We start from the raw sequence: 17,350 nt of genomic DNA on the forward strand, positions 1-17,350 counted from the left end.
GAATGCCGGTATAGCCAACACTCAGTTTTTCAACCTCTACAATCTCCAAAAAAAAGTAACTGGGAATTCCAAAGGGAACGCCCAGTTTTTTTTAAAATTTACTAATAGCTAATCGCTAATTATTCAGCGATTAGCCATTAGCGATACTAGCGAATATATTCTTTGAGAATGCTATTGCGATTGGGATGGCGCAACTTCCGCAATGCTTTGGCCTCGATTTGCCGAATCCGTTCGCGTGTGACGTTGAATATTTGACCGATTTCTTCCAACGTCTTCATGCGCCCATCATCCAAGCCATAGCGCAAACGCAAAACATCACGTTCACGGGGGCTGAGGGTGTCGAGGACACTTTCAAGGTCTTCCCGGAGTAGATTTTTAGCAACTTGATCTTCCGGGGTTTCTCCGTCAGATTCAATAAAATCTCCCAAGCGAGAGTCTTCTTCTTTCCCGATAGGGGTTTCTAGAGAAATCGGCAACTGCGCGGACTTGGCAATAAACCGCAATTTCTCAATGGTCATCTCCATGCGAGTGGCGATTTCCTCTTCAGTGGGCTTGCGGCCCATTTCTTGGGAAAGTAATTTGGTAGTTTTCTTAATTCGAGAAATTGTTTCGTAAAGATGAACAGGAAGACGAATGGTGCGCGACTGATCAGCGATCGCACGGGTAATTGCCTGACGAATCCACCAAGTCGCATAGGTTGAGAATTTATAACCTTTTTCATGGTCAAACTTCTCAGCCGCCCGGATCAAACCCAGACTGCCTTCTTGAATCAAGTCTTGGAATGACAGACCTCGATTCATATACTTTTTCGCAATCGAAACCACCAACCGGAGGTTAGACTGCACCATTTTCTCTTTCGCGCGCCGGCCTAAATGCAGGCGACGACGAAACTCTTGCAATGGCATCTTCACCGCTTCAGCCCATTCCGCATCATGGGGAATCCGAGCCAGATCATCGTAGAGTTTCTCGCGTACACGCTCTAATTCAAGCAGATCGGCAATCTTACGCGCTAGCTCAATTTCTTCGTCAGCACGTAACAGCCGAATTCTGCCGATTTCTTGCAGGTAGAGGCGAATTGAGTCTTCTGTATAATGCTTTTTCTTAGCCTGGGCTTTCCGCCGGCCAGAGCGAGCCTTCCCAGACTTCGCGTCCTCATCATCAGACTGAGCATCTAAAAAGGCTTCTTGGTCGCCGGAGTCGGCACCAAGCAAGTCATCTTCTGCTTCTTCAATTAAAAGATCTTCTAACTCGATCTCAGGCTGGGTAAAATTTTCCAGCTCAGGCTGATCAAGGGTTGCAAGTACGTTGTTAGCCTGGGTCATGCTGCGTTCCTCATGCTCCTTCATGAAACAATCAATAACTGGATAGCTTGCTCGATAGAGCTCTATACAAAATAGCCGGTTACAGCTTTTTACAAGCGCTCAATGGCTTGAACAACTGCGGGCTAGTTAACTGGAAGATAAACCCCTTCGTCGCCACCATATATGTCGGCATATAGCGAGTGTGGGATAAGTAAAGGTTGGATCTTGCTCAGACCTCTCCGATTGTAGCCTTTTTCACAAAAATAGCACGCTACTTTGTTGGCTTAATTGTAGTTTCCAAGAGTCCTGCCAAGCTAGCTTGGTTTACATCAACCATGTCATCTTAGATGAACACTTGAAAAGCCTGCAAGATGCTTGGTATTTGGATAAGCGCGATTCTGAAATGAGAATCTCACTCAACCGTTGTGCTCTAATTCCACTAGCAAGTCAGTGGTAAAAAAGCAATTCGGTTTTGCCATCTGAGTTGATCAGGAAACCGATAATCATTAATGCACCCATATTTACCCTGTATCCTTGAACTTCATACGCACTTTGCGCTTTAATCAAGCCGATTTGCTGGGATCTACAGTAGATAATTTCAAACTGCTTTCTGCAATTGCCTCTTCATGCGCTCCACAAGCGCAGCATCGCAGTCACAGCATTCAGTAAATTAACTCAACCCAAACTCTGGTGTGGGAGAGTTGGAGCGTTGGTGCCGGCAGCGTGTTAGCCACAAGAGCGCAGTTGATGTCTCAATTCGCCAACTTCTGTTTTGAAGCATACTGCCCACCGGCACTACCCCTTTTTAACTCATTTAGGCCGTGTCTTGCATTCTGTTAAATACTACTTAAATTTTTGACAAAATTCATCGTGCTTTCCCGTAAATACCTCATCCAATCTTGCTTGGGTGGGTAAGATGCCAGTTTGTTGGGAGCCGAGAAGGCGAGAAACTGGCACAATGTCCGCTAACTTACTGTATCCATCCCTGTGAAGGTGTCTCCTTTTCAAGCGTCCGACCCCAACCGCTTGTTAGCAGCCTTAACTGGGGAAGTCTCTGAAGTACCCACTAGACAGGGCTTTTTGGGGTCAATTCCCCGACGCCTATTTAATCCTTGCGTCTTTTGCTCTGGTTCGTTAAAATCCTCATCCCTATTTTTAATTGAGACGGTTTCACTGAACCGGACACTTAAGCCAACTACTTTCCGCTATTCTAATGAATCCTTTTGAGAGTTGACAGTGGGTAACTTTCAGAAATTAACATTTCTCATCCCAATCGCGGAGTTTTTGCCTGAAAAAGAGTCGGTTGAGCGTGCTTCTCCCGCACCCGGTTGTCTGAGAATCCAGCACCTTTGGTGACTTGAATCGCTGTGCCGGCTTTGGAAAGGAAGGTTGAACACCCCCTTCAAAACAAGCTTGGGGGAAATCTGTAACCGGCGAAAAATAAAAGAGTCTTATCAGGTGTCACTCCCAGCACAAATCGGGGGTTATCAGGTTTTTCTGACCGGCAGCACACTTCTATTGCTAATTAGGTAGGGCAAACAGCCCCTTACAGGCTAAGAGAAGAACGTCGCCTCTGCGCTATTACTTATATTACCCATTCTTTCTAAAATAAACTGCCCCCGACTGCTGAGACGCCTCAGATATCTTACCAAGGTAACAAAAACGCTAAGCGAACTTTAAGAACTGAGACTGTAAGCAGCCTGCCGGTGCTGTACTAATCGGGATATAAGAAAGATATTGTAGCGCGAAGATCGGTAAATACTTAATTGGCTTCCAAATCTACACAGAAATTTTAAAAAAAGCAAATGAGTCTTGTTTTTTCCTTGCGACTTTTTATGCTAATCACACGTTAATTAGTTACAGAGTGCGCTTTTTTCTTGCTGACTTTTTTTCACTTTTTGTTTTGCTAGGAGTATATATCCCTTCAAATCAAGAGAAATATTAATTCACTGGCCATCCCAAGCGAGTGGGTTGCTCATAAATCCGCTTAAGCGTGTTGATGTCTCTAGCGGAAATGGGGGGTGGGTTGCGAACTTGAGAAAAATAGAGCGTGTCGGTTTCCAGAGGGCTGTGGCCCCAGATTCCCAAAGCATGGCCAAGTTCGTGACGGGCGGCTGCTTGGATGTAAGGGCCGGCCTGGTTAGGACTTAATAAGATTGTGAAGCGGTGGGACAGCATTGCCGGTGAGTCGGCTTCCTGGCTGATGTAAAACTCATAGCGGGTTTCAGCCGAACGAGCGCGAGTTAGGTTGCCATCAGGAGACATTCGCAAGGGTGGACGCCGGTGCCAAATCGCAATATCTGCCGTTTCTGAGTCTTTGACGATGTCTAAGGGTAAATATAAGCTCCATTCCCGCACCGCTTGCAAGACAACGCTGGCCCATTGCTGGGATGAGGGAGAACCGGCTGCCTCGATAAAAACTTTAACTGGAAATAGGGACCAGATGAGATAGCCAACTGGCAGCGATTTCACCTCGGAGAAATAATCGCCGCTGCCAGTCGGATCTTGCCACTGGGCAAGCGAGGGGGGCAGGGGGTGCGCCTGTAGGGGCGGTAAGGCTGTCGGTGGGGATGTTGTCTCTTCTAAGCTCAAAATCCGATTTGTATGGCCGGCCTGTGGGTGCCATTGCTGCGCCCCGATCGCTGTTTCTTGTGCTAAAACACCATAACAGCTGCCGGTGGGGGCGGCAGCTGAGAGAGTGATATTAATCAAGATAACGAGCCAAACTGTGCTGGTGGCCAGAAATACCAGTCTTGTCCTTTGCCTGTTACGGGAGACAAGGGACAAAAAAATGTCTTTCAGCTGACTTATTTGCCCAGCCACCCGGCGCTCAAAATCACCGTTAAGCCCATAAAAATGATACTGAGACCCCAAGTAATGCGATTTAGTGAGGTTTCGGCACTCTTGGCGCTTGTGAAAAGTTGGGCTTGTCCGCCAATGCCCCCGATGCCATCACCTTTGGGGCTGTGCAGCAACACAAATACAATCAAGCCAAGTGCGGACAAGGCCCAGATAATCTGCAAAAAGCTAACAATGGTCATGGTGTTGTCAGTTATTAATCAGTAATGGCTCATCGGTAATGAGTCATGAGCAACTCAGGATGAATGACTTATGACTCATTTACCGATTTCCATCTTATAGACGAATCCGCACCGGCGTGCGATTTGCGCGGGATTCAAATTCTACTGGCTCTATCATAGATCGGCCAGTCATTTCCGAGGGTTGAGGCAGTTTCAAAATTTCTAAAATCGTGGGGGCAATATCCGCTAAGCAGCCATCGCTTCGCAGAGAAACTTCGGTTCCATGCCCTGGAATTTTCAACCCCTCCCCTTCTACTAAGATAAAGGGCACCGGATTCGTGGTGTGAGCTGTCCAGGGGTTTCCTGCTTCATCTCGCATACATTCAGCGTTGCCGTGATCAGCAATGATGATGGCAGTGCCGCCGGCACCAATGATACTGCTCAGCAAGCGACCGAGGCACTTGTCAACCGTTTCAAGGGCTTTGACCGTGGGTTCTATTTGGCCGGTATGCCCCACCATATCCGGGTTAGCGTAGTTGATCACCACCAGCGAGTACATACCTTTTTTAATGGCCGCGCTGGCCACATCCGTTACAGCCTCCGCTGACATTGCCGGTGCTTGGTCATAGGTGGCCACCATCGGACTTTGCACTAACTCTCGATCCTCACCCTCAAACGGCTCTTCCAGACCCCCATTAAAGAAATACGTCACATGGGCGTACTTCTCGGTTTCTGCAGTGCGAAGCTGCCGTAGACCGTTTTCGGCGATCACTTCTCCCAAAATTTTAGTCAGGTTTTGCGGCTCGAAGGCGACCAACACCGGCAGTTCCGAATCGTATTGAGTGAAGGTCACAAACGACAAGGGACGAATGAGTTCGCGTTCAAACCCGTTAAAATTCTCGCTGACAAAGGCGTGGGTAAGCTGCCGCGACCTGTCTGGGCGGAAGTTATAGAAAATCATCCCATCTTTGGCTTCCACTGCTCCCGGTGCAATGCGAACCGGCGCAATGAACTCGTCTGTGATTCCCTCGTTATAAGAAGCTTGCAAGACCTCTAAAGCTGAACGGCCATCTCCAGGGCCATCCTGAGTCATCACATCATAGGCGCGCTTGTTGCGATCCCAGCGGTGGTCGCGATCCATACTGTAGTACCGGCCACTAAGGGTGACGATCTGCCCAATTCCAATACGCTCAATCGCATCTTGAATTTGCCCGATCGCTTGCATTCCCTCTGTTGGCGAAGTATCCCGACCGTCTGTGATCGCGTGGATGCAAACCTCTGAAATGCCCTGAGCCTTTGCTAGCTTTAACAGTCCAAACAGATGGGAGATATGGGAGTGCACACCTCCTTCTGAGCAAAGACCCACCAAATGCAGCTTGCCGCCCGATTCCCGCACTTCTTGGCAAACTTTTAATAGGGCTGGATTCCTCAGCAACGAGCCATCTTCAACCGCATCAGAAATCCGCATCAATTCTTGCTTGACAACCCGACCGGCACCAATATTCATGTGACCCACTTCGGAATTGCCCATTTGGCCTTCTGGCAAGCCTACGGCTTTCCCGGAAGTGCGGATTAACGTTTTCGGATAGGCTGCCCAGAGGCTGTCCATCACGGGTGTGTTGGCTAGGGCAATCGCATTACCGTCAGTCTCCTCACGGTAGCCCCAACCGTCTAAAATGACTAGCACCACCGGACATACAGGTGCTTGGGCCATAATCAGTCACCGTTTAGTTCAGCAATTTCGACCTCATCATATCATTGACCTTTACTTTCTTAACCTCTCTTATGGAATAAACTCTTACAAAAATCCTAAAATATTTATCAATATCGTTGTTTTAAATTCTCTATCAATAGAAGTAAATCAACTTATAATGATAGCATCTTATGCTATATAAGCTCTCGTAAATTTAAAGCTTTTGTGGATGGGCCATTATGCGTAGACCATCAATGAGGGTGTCTCTAGGAATCCTTGTACTTTTGCTGAGTGGGTGCGGGCAACCTGGAGAAAATCAAAGCAGCACGACTCCTTCGCCATCACCGGCTGCCACCCCAGCAGCAACGACCCCAGCAGCAACTCCAGGGCAGTCTCCAGCCCCCACGGCTCAAGCACCGGCAACCACCAAGCCGCCTGTAGCGGAAAAATCACCCGTTGTTGGCCCACCACCCGGCATCACACCGTCTACCTCCGCAGAACAACGGACGAAGCAGGTGCAGACAGGGCGGACAAACCCCTTTGCCGGTATTGCAGTTCAGCCGCTGACGCCGCCAAAAACTGCCGTAGCCGGTGGGCAAAACGTGCCGGCGCTACCCAAGCTGCCAACTTTAGAACCGCAATCAGTCGCGGCCCTGCCAGATTTGCCGGTAGCTATTGGCCCTAAAGTTCCCATTGTTAATAACAACAATAACAACAATAAAACGACCCTTCCAATTCCCAGCACGCAAAGCAGAGGAGTGCCTTCGCTGCCAGAGTTGCCAGTGGCAATTGGCCCTCAACTTCCCCCGCAAAATCGCCGCCCCGGCTCTCAATCTCTTGCTCAGGGTGGCGGCAGAGGAGTGCCTTCGCTGCCAGAGTTGCCAGTGGCAATTGGCCCTCAACTTCCTCCGCAGAACGGTCGCCAAAGCCCAGCGAATTCCCCGCAAAACGGTCGCCAAAGCCCAGCGAATTCCCCGCAAAACGGTCGCCAAAGCCCAGCGAATTCCCCGCAAAACGGTCGCCAAAGCCCAGTGGCCAACAAGCCAAAACCGCCTTCAATTCCTAAAGTGCCTTCTACATCAACCCAACAAGTGCCGTCGCTGCCAGAGTTGCCGGTGGCAATTGGACCCAAACTCCCTCCAAAACCTAAAGAGGCTTCAGTCCCTCAACTGCCTCCCGCAGCTAGCAGAGGAGTACCATCTCTACCAGAGTTGCCGGTGGCAATTGGCCCTCAACTTCCCCCAACTCCCCCTGAACCCGCAGCGCCGACAGCGCCGGCAGCCCCACCCCCGCCGCAACCAGACATCGCGAGAGCGGTGGAAGTCACTGGCGTCGTCCAAGTGGGTAGAGAGACTCAGATTATTGTGAAAGCACCCGATGAAGCCGCGAGTCGATATGTCAAAGTTGGGCAACGGCTTTCTAATGGCCAGGTACTGGTTAAACGGGTAGAAATGAATGAAGGTGCAGAGCCGATCGTGATTCTAGAGGAGAAGGGCATAGAGGTTGCTAAATCGATTGGGGAAAAACCCGTCGCGCCGGCACAGGCACCAGGAGCAACCTCTTAGCACATAGCTGTTAATTTTTCCACTTTGCTACTCAGTACGCTCTTGCTTAAATTGCTCGATTCATGCATCTGTAGGCTGGTGCCGATGTCATCAACACCAGGGATCTGCCTACAGATGCCTCTGAAAGTTGTGGCTATCTCTCTGTTAACGATCTTGAGTGGATGTGGCGAACTCGCTTTCACAGATTTCGCCCACTCATGGTTTCAGAGCCACTCTCAACAGCCTCAATGGAGATCGAGAACCTCAGTTTTCTTACGACGGTCGCTATTTGATATTTACTTCCGGCCGGCAGGCTCATCAGGGTATCTCTCTACAACGTTTACACTCAGTGTCTCATCGCACTTCCAATACTCAATAGCCTGAATGCTATCGTCCACCAACTCGATAATCGTGCCGATGGTCGTGACATTCTCTGTTTTTCCTTGGATCGAGGCAAACTAAACGGATTTGCCTGTTATCGACAGACTGGGCAATCTTAGCTCGCCCTTGATAATATGCTTGGTGAGCTGGGCAATCCTGTAATTAGCGGTAAGGATCAATTTGTGGCCTTTGAATCGCTTTGTTCAGGGTAGTGGGAGATTGCGCTCTAGTGTGGGAACCCTAATGTTGAATTATCCTAACTAGCTCGCCAAAAATAAACATTGAAAATTAAATTTTAAGAAGTAATCATGCTGGTTTTCGCCCTCACGCACCTAACAACAACTAATAACTGATTGGAGAACGTGACCCATGCCTAAATTAATGAAAAAACTTGGGATGATTATAGTAGTGGCATTTCTCCTGGATATGACCAGTTATGTCACTCATCCCTTCCCATCTGTAGCACAAGGACAAGAAGAGTACGACCCGCCATCCTGCAAAGGTAACCCCGCCGCCGGCCCAGTGAAATGCAATTACAGCAATGGTGACAATTATGTAGGGGGCTTCGCGAATGGTTTACCCAATGGCAGGGGGATCTATGTATACGCGGCGGGAGATCGCTATGAAGGATTGTTCCGCAATGGCCGGCCCAATGGTCAAGGGATCTTCATCTTCGCTAGTGATGACCGGGTGGAGGGAGAGTTCCGCAATGGTAATATCGTAAACGGCAGATCCATCTTTAAAAATGGAGATCGCTACGAAGGGCCGTTTGAACTTGTTCAAGAAGTTGACACCAAAAATATTAGCAGCCAACCCGCAGGTCGAGGTCGGTTCATCTTTGCTAATGGAGATCGTTACGAGGGAGAATTCTTCGCCGGCTCTATTTTTGGCGCAGGGGTCTTCATCCGCACAAATGGCACCCGCTGCGAAGGACAGTTTTACAATAACAAGCTCGATGGTAAAGGGAGTTGCAGCTACCCAAATCGGTCTCGTTATGAAGGAGAATTACGAGGAGGAGTACCTCATGGAAGAGGGATATTCGTACAGAGTAACGGTCAGCGCTACCAGGGAGTGTTCCGCGACGGTCAGCCGGTTGATCCGAAAAAACCTCAATGATAAGGATACTGGCCACTACTGCAGGTAAACACAAAATCTCGCCTCAAAATTAGCACCGGCTCCGAGTTGTCAGCGCTAAAGTTGAGGGAGATTTCTTTTACTGAATTAGGTTTTGGAGGCTTGCTGCTATGACAACTGCCGCTTCTGCTTCTTCGCAGATGGGCCAGTCTCCCTTTGATTTTGTCCCTCAACCCACCCAAGATTCTGATTTACTCAAGCAATTGGCGTTTGTTCCAGGGTTAAAAGAACTTTTAATGCTGCGGCAGGTTCATGCCTTGGAACACGCCACCGTTTGGGTGTTGAGTCAATCTCCCGCTTCACCGGCACCCACCAGAATTGCTTCGGCATCACCCGCCGATAATGAGGGGTTGGGCGGGATGTCCACCGACTCAGGATTTTACCTGTATGGCAATGTCAGTACGGCTACGCTTCAGCGGGCTGTGCGAAGAGCCTTACAGCGCATCACCACCGGCGAGTGGGATCTGGCAGTGCATCCGCGCTGCGGCACGAATTTATCAGTGGGAATGCTTCTGACAGCCGGCCTTGCTGTTGGCATCCATTTGCTGTTGCCACGAGGGCCAATTGAGCAACTCATAGGCTTGGGCATCGCAGCCACAACAGCCTCCCAGTTGGCTCCAGATGTGGGAAGTGTCGCCCAGCGATATGTAACCACTGCCATTCCTTTCAATCTGGTCATTGATGACATTACGATCACCCGCGATCTGTGGGGACGTTCAGCCCATTTTGTTCGTGTGCGTTGGAACGAATGAGAGCGCCAGAGGCAGAAAACCCATAACAAAGGGAAGTTCTAGCCACGCTTCCCCCTAAATAGCAATAAAACTTAAAGAATTGAGTGAACCAAGGGTCTATCAGGAATAGTACGCTGAAAAGCAATTAGCTGTGTGCTTTAAATATCAATCACAAAGGGAGAAAAACTCATGGTTCAACGCGGCTCGACAGTTCGCATTCTCCGTAAAGAGTCCTTTTGGTTCCAAGACACGGGCACGGTCGCTTCTATTGACCAAAGCGGCATCAAGTACTCGGTCATCGTTCGTTTCAACAACCCCAACTATGCCGGCGTCAATACGAACAACTTCGCAACCAACGAAGTTGTCGAGGTTGCAGCGCCTAAAGGCAAGGCCAAAGGCGGAGAGGCAACCGGACGCACCAAGCAAACTCCTGTTGATGAAGCTACCCGCAAGACGGGCATGGGCGTCAAATCAGGAGCGAAGCCAACTGCTAAAGCCGAATCGGGCGAAGGCAGCGCTGTTGTAGAAGGCAGCCCCAATCAAGGGACTGACTCCCGCTAAGTTGTGCCTGAACTGCCTGAAGTAGAAACCGTGCGCCAGGGTCTAAATCAATTGACCCTGGGCCAAGAAATATTGGGTGGGGATGTGTTGCTTGATCGCACCATCGCCCATCCTCTTTTTGTTGAGGATTTTTTAACCGGCCTGAAAGGGAGAAGCCTCGCCCAGTGGCACCGGCGGGGTAAATATTTGCTTGCTGAACTAGATGATTTGCAGGGGGCAAGGGGCAAGGGGCAAGGGGCACTGGGCACTGGGCACTCCCCCTCTTCCTCACTAAAACTCAGCACTCAGCACTTAGCACTCAGCACTCAAAAAGCCGGCTGGCTAGGGGTTCACCTGCGGATGACCGGCCAGTTATTGTGGCTTGATCAAGACACCCCTTTACAAAAACACACCCGCGTCCGCCTATTTTTCGCCGGCAACCGAGAATTGCGCTTTGTGGATCAGCGCACCTTTGGCCAATTGTGGTGGGTGCCCCCCCTATCCAATCCCCAAGAAATTATCACCGGCCTGAAGCTACTCGGTGCCGAACCCTTTTCTGCTGAGTTTGACTTGGAATATTTTGTCAGCAAGCTAGAACGACGCCAGCGCCCCATTAAAACCGCCTTGCTTGATCAGTCCATCGTTGCCGGTGTGGGTAACATCTATGCCGATGAAGCCTTATTTAAAGCCGGCATCCGTCCAGAAACTTTATGTGCAAATTTGAACCGGCAGCAGATAGAACGCTTACACAATGCTGTCATTCAAGTTTTGCAAGCAGCGATCGCAGCCGGCGGCACAACCTTCAGTAACTTTCTCAACGTCCAAGGCATTAACGGAAACTATGCCGGTGTTGCCTGGGTTTACAATCGTGCCGGTCAGCCTTGTCGCGTCTGTAGCACCCCCCTGGAGCGACTTAAATTAGCCGGTCGATCCTCGCACTTTTGCCCTCAGTGTCAGGAGTGAGAGGGGGAGTGTTCAGTGCTGAGTGCTGAGTGGGAACGGGGAGAAAAGTATAGGAACTGCCGGCCTTTCTTCTCGAATAAGAGTAGACAAAGGTAACTGAGGGCTGAAGCAGCTTAAAATTTTTAAAGAAAGTCATTAAACAAAGGCGACAAAGCAACCTATGCCAGAAAAAAAAGAAGCAGCCCTCAAAAAAGGTGACTTGGTTCGCGCCGTCCGCGAAAAATTAGAAAATAGCTTGGAAGCTCAAGCCAGCGATCCCCGCTTTCCGCCTTATATGTTTGAAACTGACGGTGAAGTTGTAGATATTCGCGGTGAATATGCCTTCGTCAAATTTGGCATAGTGCCTACCCCGAACTTTTGGTTGCGCCTCGATCAGTTACAAAAAAGCAAGTAGTCACCACCGGCTACTCTTAAAGCCTTTGAACCTGTAGCGAGTACCCCCCCAAGATGACCTCTACCTCGTTCTTTCCACCTACTTGTAGTGGCCCTCGTGTCGCGGTTATTGGTGCCGGCAGAGTTGGCAGCACCCTGGCACAGCGAGTTGCTGAAAAAAACATTGCTGATGTGGTATTGCTGGATATCGTGGCCGGAATGCCCCAAGGTATCGCCCTCGATCTCATGGAAGCAAGAGGGGTGGAACGCCATGACCGGCAAATTACCGGCACAAACGATTATAAAGACACAGCCGGTTCTGACATTGTGGTGATCACTGCCGGCTTGCCGCGCAAACCGGGGATGAGTCGGGAAGACTTAATCAAAACCAACGCAAAAATCGTTGTAGAAGCAACAAAAAACGCGGTTGCCAACTCTCCCGATGCCATTTTTATTGTCGTCACCAACCCGCTAGATGTCATGACTTTCTTAGCTTGGCAGGCGAGTGGGTTGCCGGCACGCCGGGTGATTGGCATGGCAGGGGTACTCGACTCCGCCCGTTTCCAAACCTTTATTGCGATGGAATTGGGCCTTTCTGTGCAGGATATCAACGCTTTAGTGCTGGGGGATCATGGCAAGCTGATGGTGCCGGTGCCTCGCTACTGTACCGTTGGGGGGATTCCCATCACAGATTTGATGGATGCTGCAACGATTGAACGCCTCGTTGAGCGAACTCGCAATGGCGGGACAGAAATTGTGGAACTGATGCAAACCGGCAGCGCTTATTTTGCACCGGCTTCTTCAGTTGCCTTGATGGTGGAAGCGATTTTATTAAATCAGTCGCGCTTGGTAACGGCAGCAGCGTATTTGGAAGGCGAGTATGGGTTGCAGGATCTTTTCTTGGGTGTACCCTGCCGGCTGGGTTGTCGTGGGGTGGAAAAAGTGTTGGAACTGCCCTTAACTGAAGACGAACAAACTGCTTTTAACGCTTCCGCTGAATCGGTTCGGCAAAATATTGAGCGGGCAAAGGAACTGATTGGTAACACCTCCGAGTCTTAGGCAAGCAAAGTAGGGCCGGCACTGCCGGCTTTACCATATTTATTATTTAAAAAAAACTAACTTTTCTTATAGTAGGGTGAAGCCAACAACACGCTAGCTGGCAACCGATTGATCTTTTATCCCGTCTTCTCAAGGAGACTTTATGCCAAAAAATTCAAAAGTTTTCTTGAGATGACTTGAATTAATTTGCAAAATTTCTGGCTGCCTTGTCGGCGTCTTTCCACCTTCGCCCTTTAAGCTTTAGCCCTTTCAAACTCCAGAGAGTGAGGTGCGTATAATTTGTATATTTACTTTGCAATAGACTAGAGAAGCGGGTGGATATAAATTTAATGTGCTAGATTTTAGTTGATTCTCTGTGTCCCTACTCCCATGCTTTTTGGGCTTGATGATCATATAAATCTATGAAAGCTGTTGAATGTTTCATCAGCAGTGTGCGGCGGGAAGGGTGTACAGTAAGACTTCTCTAGTAGCCAGCCATCCAAAAATTCTCGGTAAATTCACTGGCACTTGATGAACAGGCGGCAACTGTATAGCTATCTTGCTGTGCAGATGTCATCAGCAACAAATCGGCAAGGGTGCACATCTATTTCGAGTTGAGGCAAGCGACAATCTTTGATAGAACCGGCAGTAAAACCGTTAGATAACGCTGCCGGTTCAGCTAGCAACTTTATTGACCCTCTTAAAGCAATATACTATGGCTTGTGATTTCATCTCTCCGATTAAAGCGCTTAATACTGTCATCGCCACTCACAACCCATTTAATAAACAGCCGGCTGTTAAAGATTCAGAGATTTGGAGCCTGATATTCCCGGATATTAGTACGCTTAATGATCACGCTTCTGATGCTGTTTTTCAAGCAATTGAGCAAGCGAGAACTGGGCAAAGTAAAATCATATCAATGGCGATTTCTGGTGAAAGTGGCACGGGAAAAAGTCACCTGATTCATCGCATTCGTCATCGGTTACAAATTCAAGGTAGCGGCTTATTTATTTATGCCAACGCTCATCAATTCAATGAAGTTAACCTCATTCGTTATCAATTCCTGCAACTTCTCGTAGATAGCTTAAGACGCCAAGGAAATCAAGGTGTTTTACAGTGTCAGCAACTTGCAACGGTGATGGTTAACGAAGCTTTAAAAGCGCTGACTCCTATGGCGAAAGCGTTTACTCCTATTGAATTGGTGAGAAAACTAGCGGGGAATTCCCATGCAAAAAATCAAAACTGGGTGAACCAGTTAACAGAAGCTTTTTTCAAAACGCAACCTGATGTGCCTGAACCGGATATTGTCCGTGCATTAGTGTGGACACTTTGCAACGCACAAGCGCCTTTTGCAGTGAAATGGTTAGCCGGCAAATCTTTAGCACCTTGGAAAGCAGATGAGTTGGGATTACCAAATCACAGCCGCGAGGAACGAGAATCCGCCGCTTGGGATACGGTAGTACAAATTCTGAATTTAATGAGTGATTATTATCCGCTGATTATTTGTTTTGATGACTTGGATTCACCCGAAAGCAGCGAAAACAATTTGAAGCGGGAACGAGTGGTGGCAAGCTTAATTAGGCGTTTGTGGGATAGCCTTCAAATGACTCGCCTCAATCATGGCGTTGTGATTCTTTCGACAATGACACCGGCAACTTGGACAGAGAAAATTCTGACTTTGCCGGCAGGACTTGCAACTTATTTTTCAGGTAAAAAAGAAGTCATTGAATTAAATAGCATTACGGGAGATAAAATTGTCGAGTTAGTCAGTGACTGGTTGCAAATCTTTTATACATCTAAAAACTTAATCCCGCCGACGCCGGTTTATCCTTTTGATAGTGGTCAGTTACAATCTTTGGGCCGTGAAAAACTAACAGTACGGCAGGTTTTAGAGTGGTGTGAAGAAAATTTTCGCCCTGTTGAACTTGATCCTTTGGAGAAAGTGGAACAAGCTTTTGAGCAAGCGATGAGTATTGAACTCGGCGATGAATTGAGTAATAATTTTTTGCTGGCTGAGGCGATTAATTTTAGCTTTCAAACATTAATCGGTCAGAGTGTGGAAGGCGTAAAAATTGAAGCGGTTGCTGGTGAGGTGAAACCCAAATCAGCCAATCAAGAATATATTCAGTTTAAAATCACCGGCACGCAAAATGAAAATGCTGTCAAAATAGGCGTGGCTGTGCTTCAGGATACTCGCGCTCAAAGTGTGGCAGCAGGAGTAAAACGTTTAACGCAATACGGAACTTTCGATCTGAGTTGTGGCTGTTTAGTTCGCGCTTTCAAGCGAGAAATTCCCCCTCACTGGCAGGCTTATAATTATCTCACTCAGCTTACAGTTGAACTGGGGGGAAAATGGGTAAATTTGAAATTAGAAGACATTAAGCCGTTGATTGCAATTTGGTCACTTCACCGGCATCGGCAAGCTGATCAGTTTAGTGAGGCAGAAATTTTTGAGTTTATTGCTCAAAGAAGGTTGGCAGCAGATAATCCTTTAATTCGAGGGATTGTGAGAGGAAAAACTCCTCAAATTCCCGTTGAAGTTGTTGCTGAAGCGGAAACGAATGAAGCAATAATCACAGAGGAACTTGAGCCGGCAGATCAGCGGGATTTGATGAGAGACTTTACGAAGTCCTGAGTTCTGAGTTCTGAGTGGGAAAGCGGTTTTAAAAAAGTGACGAATAGGAAAGTAAGTTAAAGGAGGAGAAACTAGCAAGAACATGACGATAAAATATCGTTTTAACGCTTTCTTAGAAATGAAAACAAATCAGAGGAACCGATGGGAAAAACACTGATTCAAGTGGATGCATTTACTAATAAACGTTTTTCCGGTAATCCGGCAGCGGTTTGTGTTTTAAATGAACCGGCAGATGAAAAGTGGATGCAGAATGTTGCCGCAGAAATGAATTTGTCAGAAACCGCGTTTTTATATCCTCAAGAAGAGGGTTATAATTTGCGCTGGTTTACGCCGGCAGTCGAAGTTGATTTATGTGGACACGCCACACTGGCAAGCGCCCATGTGTTGTGGGAATTGCAGTATTTAGATGCAGGAACACAGGCAAAATTTTACACCCGCAGCGGTTTGCTGACAGCGGAACGCCAGGGAAATTGGATTGAGTTGAATTTTCCCAAAAACTCGCCTGAACCGGCATCCGCACCGGGGCTTTTAGAGCAAGCTTTAGGGGTTGAGTTGAAGTATGTTGGGAAGAATAAATTTGATTATTTGGTTGAGGTTGATTCTGAAGAAGCGCTGCGGCAAATGCAGCCGGATTTTGTATTATTAAAAACTCTGCCGGTGCGCGGCATCATTGTTACCTGTGTATCCGCATCCCATGAGTATGATTTTGTCTCGCGCTTTTTTGCGCCGGCAGCCGGAATTAATGAAGATCCGGTGACAGGTTCTGCACATTGCTGTCTTGCACCTTTTTGGAGTCAGCGATTACATAAAAATGAGTTTGTGGCTTATCAGGCATCAGCGCGGGGTGGCGTTGTGCGGGTGCGTTTAGCCGGCGAACGCGTCTATTTAGGCGGTCAAGCAGTAACAGTTTTGCGTGGAGAGTTGACTTAATCGCAAGTAGATGATTTTTCCTGAATGAACTTGTAAATTTACAGCTCAGCCCGCTTCTGCGGGTTTTTCAGTTTATTTAAGTTTGTATATTGTTAATGGCAACAGTTGTCAAGGTTTGAAGAAACAAATTAACATATTTTCAATTTATGTAAAAATTTTATTTCACTTTTCCAGGGAACTTGATAGGGAGAGTTAAGAATTTTTGGGTACTATAACTTGGAGAGTGTGAGACGGTATCCACGTTATCAGGAATTTTGAATATGTCATCTAAAGCCGGTAAGAACAAGGATTCAAAGGATTTTCAAACCCAAGCAAGAACTCGCCTGCTTCTAACTTTGTGGGATTTGGGAGGATCTGAAGCTGGCGTTAAAAAAGGTGATTTGACGAAACGCATCGTACGCACAGGTGAGACAAGTCAAGACTATAAAAATATCTTGACTGAATTAGAAGAATCTAAGGCGGTTGAGATTATCAATAAAAACCGAGTCACGCAGATTTCTTTAACCAATGAAGGCCGGCAAAGCCTAGCTGAAGGATTAAAAAGCGCTGAATTTGAGTTTGACGGCACTCAAGTTGGCAGCAGGGTTGCTAATGCGTTGCTGAAGTGGATTCGTCAAATGGATGGTGCCGTGAGTGTGCCGGCATCTAAAGGCAAGCCGGCTGCTGAAATCGGATCTTATGAGAAATTTAAGCCTGAAGTCCTTGCCTTATTTGAGAAGCTAGACAAAGGACACAACTACAGCGGACTGGTTCCCATCTGGCATCTGCGCCGTGAACTAGGCGAACAAGTGGGACGCGAAGATTTTAATGAATGGCTGATGAAAATGCAGGGTGAACAATTGTTCTATCTCCAAAGCGGCGAAGCGCGTGGCGCAACAGATGATCAAAAACGCGATTCTATCACCGACGACGTGAGAGGACTGTTATTTTTCGCCAGTCAACAATCTTAAGATAGAGGAAGAAAGCCATGACAGATGCCTACATATTATTTGAAGAAGCGCGGAAGCAAGGCCCAAACCCTTTCAAATTGAAACCAATCGTCAGCGCAGATGAAGTTTGGGGTGACGT

14 protein-coding genes are annotated in these 17,350 nt (G+C 47.9%); 10 read left to right on the forward strand and 4 right to left on the reverse strand.

The genetic code is table 11. The annotated features are described in order from the left end of the window. Positions 1 to 146: 146 nt before the first annotated feature. The 4 genes from rpoD to gpmI form a co-directional block, all read right to left on the reverse strand. Positions 147 to 1,322, reverse strand: a complete 1,176-nt coding sequence (rpoD, locus tag H6F73_RS07440; RefSeq protein WP_190758125.1) for an RNA polymerase sigma factor RpoD — start codon at positions 1,320 to 1,322, stop codon at positions 147 to 149. A 1,920-nt stretch (positions 1,323 to 3,242) separates the two neighbouring features. Beyond that, a complete protein-coding gene (locus H6F73_RS07445) occupies positions 3,243 to 4,013 on the reverse strand; it encodes a peptidase (RefSeq protein ID WP_242072361.1) in 771 nt (256 codons plus the stop codon). Between the two features lie 95 nt (positions 4,014 to 4,108). Next, positions 4,109 to 4,342 carry a preprotein translocase subunit SecG gene (secG, locus tag H6F73_RS07450; RefSeq protein ID WP_190671288.1) on the reverse strand — a complete coding sequence of 78 codons (234 nt, stop codon included), beginning with the start codon at positions 4,340 to 4,342 and terminating at the stop codon, positions 4,109 to 4,111. A gap of 94 nt (positions 4,343 to 4,436) precedes the next feature. Further along, positions 4,437 to 6,035 (reverse strand): 2,3-bisphosphoglycerate-independent phosphoglycerate mutase, encoded by a 1,599-nt coding sequence (gene gpmI / locus H6F73_RS07455; RefSeq protein ID WP_190758126.1) that lies wholly within the window; start codon positions 6,033 to 6,035, stop codon positions 4,437 to 4,439. A 218-nt stretch (positions 6,036 to 6,253) separates the two neighbouring features. On the opposite strand from gpmI, the gene H6F73_RS07460 reads away from it, so the two are divergent. The 10 genes from H6F73_RS07460 to H6F73_RS07505 all read left to right on the forward strand — a co-directional run bounded on the left by H6F73_RS07460 (position 6,254) and on the right by H6F73_RS07505 (position 17,232). Further along, entirely contained in the window at positions 6,254 to 7,579 is a 1,326-nt protein-coding gene (locus H6F73_RS07460; protein ID WP_190758127.1) for a hypothetical protein, read from the forward strand. Between the two features lie 729 nt (positions 7,580 to 8,308). Further along, positions 8,309 to 9,055, forward strand: coding sequence for an MORN motif-containing protein (locus H6F73_RS07465; protein ID WP_190758128.1), 747 nt, complete (start codon positions 8,309 to 8,311; stop codon positions 9,053 to 9,055). 128 nt (positions 9,056 to 9,183) lie between these two features. Continuing rightward, positions 9,184 to 9,825: a DUF6391 domain-containing protein gene (locus H6F73_RS07470; RefSeq protein WP_190758129.1), complete on the forward strand. Its 642-nt coding sequence runs from the start codon at positions 9,184 to 9,186 to the stop codon at positions 9,823 to 9,825. A 168-nt stretch (positions 9,826 to 9,993) separates the two neighbouring features. Beyond that, positions 9,994 to 10,365, forward strand: a complete 372-nt coding sequence (locus H6F73_RS07475) for a photosystem I reaction center subunit IV (RefSeq protein ID WP_190758130.1) — start codon at positions 9,994 to 9,996, stop codon at positions 10,363 to 10,365. A gap of 3 nt (positions 10,366 to 10,368) precedes the next feature. Then, positions 10,369 to 11,307: a DNA-formamidopyrimidine glycosylase gene (locus H6F73_RS07480; protein WP_190758131.1), complete on the forward strand. Its 939-nt coding sequence runs from the start codon at positions 10,369 to 10,371 to the stop codon at positions 11,305 to 11,307. 160 nt (positions 11,308 to 11,467) lie between these two features. Continuing rightward, positions 11,468 to 11,701: an NAD(P)H-quinone oxidoreductase subunit O gene (locus H6F73_RS07485; protein ID WP_190758132.1), complete on the forward strand. Its 234-nt coding sequence runs from the start codon at positions 11,468 to 11,470 to the stop codon at positions 11,699 to 11,701. 53 nt (positions 11,702 to 11,754) lie between these two features. After that, positions 11,755 to 12,738 carry a malate dehydrogenase gene (gene mdh, locus H6F73_RS07490; protein WP_190758133.1) on the forward strand — a complete coding sequence of 328 codons (984 nt, stop codon included), beginning with the start codon at positions 11,755 to 11,757 and terminating at the stop codon, positions 12,736 to 12,738. A 694-nt stretch (positions 12,739 to 13,432) separates the two neighbouring features. Next, positions 13,433 to 15,352, forward strand: a complete 1,920-nt coding sequence (locus tag H6F73_RS07495; RefSeq protein WP_190758134.1) for an ATP-binding protein — start codon at positions 13,433 to 13,435, stop codon at positions 15,350 to 15,352. Positions 15,353 to 15,493: 141 nt separating this feature from the next. Further along, positions 15,494 to 16,282, forward strand: a complete 789-nt coding sequence (locus H6F73_RS07500; protein ID WP_190758135.1) for a PhzF family phenazine biosynthesis protein — start codon at positions 15,494 to 15,496, stop codon at positions 16,280 to 16,282. Between the two features lie 260 nt (positions 16,283 to 16,542). Next, positions 16,543 to 17,232: a hypothetical protein gene (locus H6F73_RS07505; RefSeq protein ID WP_190758136.1), complete on the forward strand. Its 690-nt coding sequence runs from the start codon at positions 16,543 to 16,545 to the stop codon at positions 17,230 to 17,232. The last annotated feature ends 118 nt before the right edge of the window (positions 17,233 to 17,350 follow it).

The organism is Microcoleus sp. FACHB-68 (assembly GCF_014695715.1).
GTDB lineage: Bacteria > Cyanobacteriota > Cyanobacteriia > Cyanobacteriales > Oscillatoriaceae > FACHB-68.

Bases quoted from the DNA above. Each gene is read 5' to 3' on its own strand.
- H6F73_RS07460 (WP_190758127.1), top strand. From the start codon at position 6,254: ATGCGTAGACCATCAATGAGGGTGTCTCTAGGAATCCTTGTACTTTTG.
- H6F73_RS07495 (WP_190758134.1), top strand. From the start codon at position 13,433: ATGGCTTGTGATTTCATCTCTCCGATTAAAGCGCTTAATACTGTCATC.
- H6F73_RS07500 (WP_190758135.1), top strand. From the start codon at position 15,494: ATGGGAAAAACACTGATTCAAGTGGATGCATTTACTAATAAACGTTTT.
- H6F73_RS07505 (WP_190758136.1), top strand. From the start codon at position 16,543: ATGTCATCTAAAGCCGGTAAGAACAAGGATTCAAAGGATTTTCAAACC.
- mdh (WP_190758133.1), top strand. From the start codon at position 11,755: ATGACCTCTACCTCGTTCTTTCCACCTACTTGTAGTGGCCCTCGTGTC.
- H6F73_RS07475 (WP_190758130.1), top strand. From the start codon at position 9,994: ATGGTTCAACGCGGCTCGACAGTTCGCATTCTCCGTAAAGAGTCCTTT.
- gpmI (WP_190758126.1), bottom strand. From the start codon at position 6,035: ATGGCCCAAGCACCTGTATGTCCGGTGGTGCTAGTCATTTTAGACGGT.
- secG (WP_190671288.1), bottom strand. From the start codon at position 4,342: ATGACCATTGTTAGCTTTTTGCAGATTATCTGGGCCTTGTCCGCACTT.
- H6F73_RS07485 (WP_190758132.1), top strand. From the start codon at position 11,468: ATGCCAGAAAAAAAAGAAGCAGCCCTCAAAAAAGGTGACTTGGTTCGC.
- H6F73_RS07465 (WP_190758128.1), top strand. From the start codon at position 8,309: ATGCCTAAATTAATGAAAAAACTTGGGATGATTATAGTAGTGGCATTT.
- H6F73_RS07470 (WP_190758129.1), top strand. From the start codon at position 9,184: ATGACAACTGCCGCTTCTGCTTCTTCGCAGATGGGCCAGTCTCCCTTT.
- rpoD (WP_190758125.1), bottom strand. From the start codon at position 1,322: ATGACCCAGGCTAACAACGTACTTGCAACCCTTGATCAGCCTGAGCTG.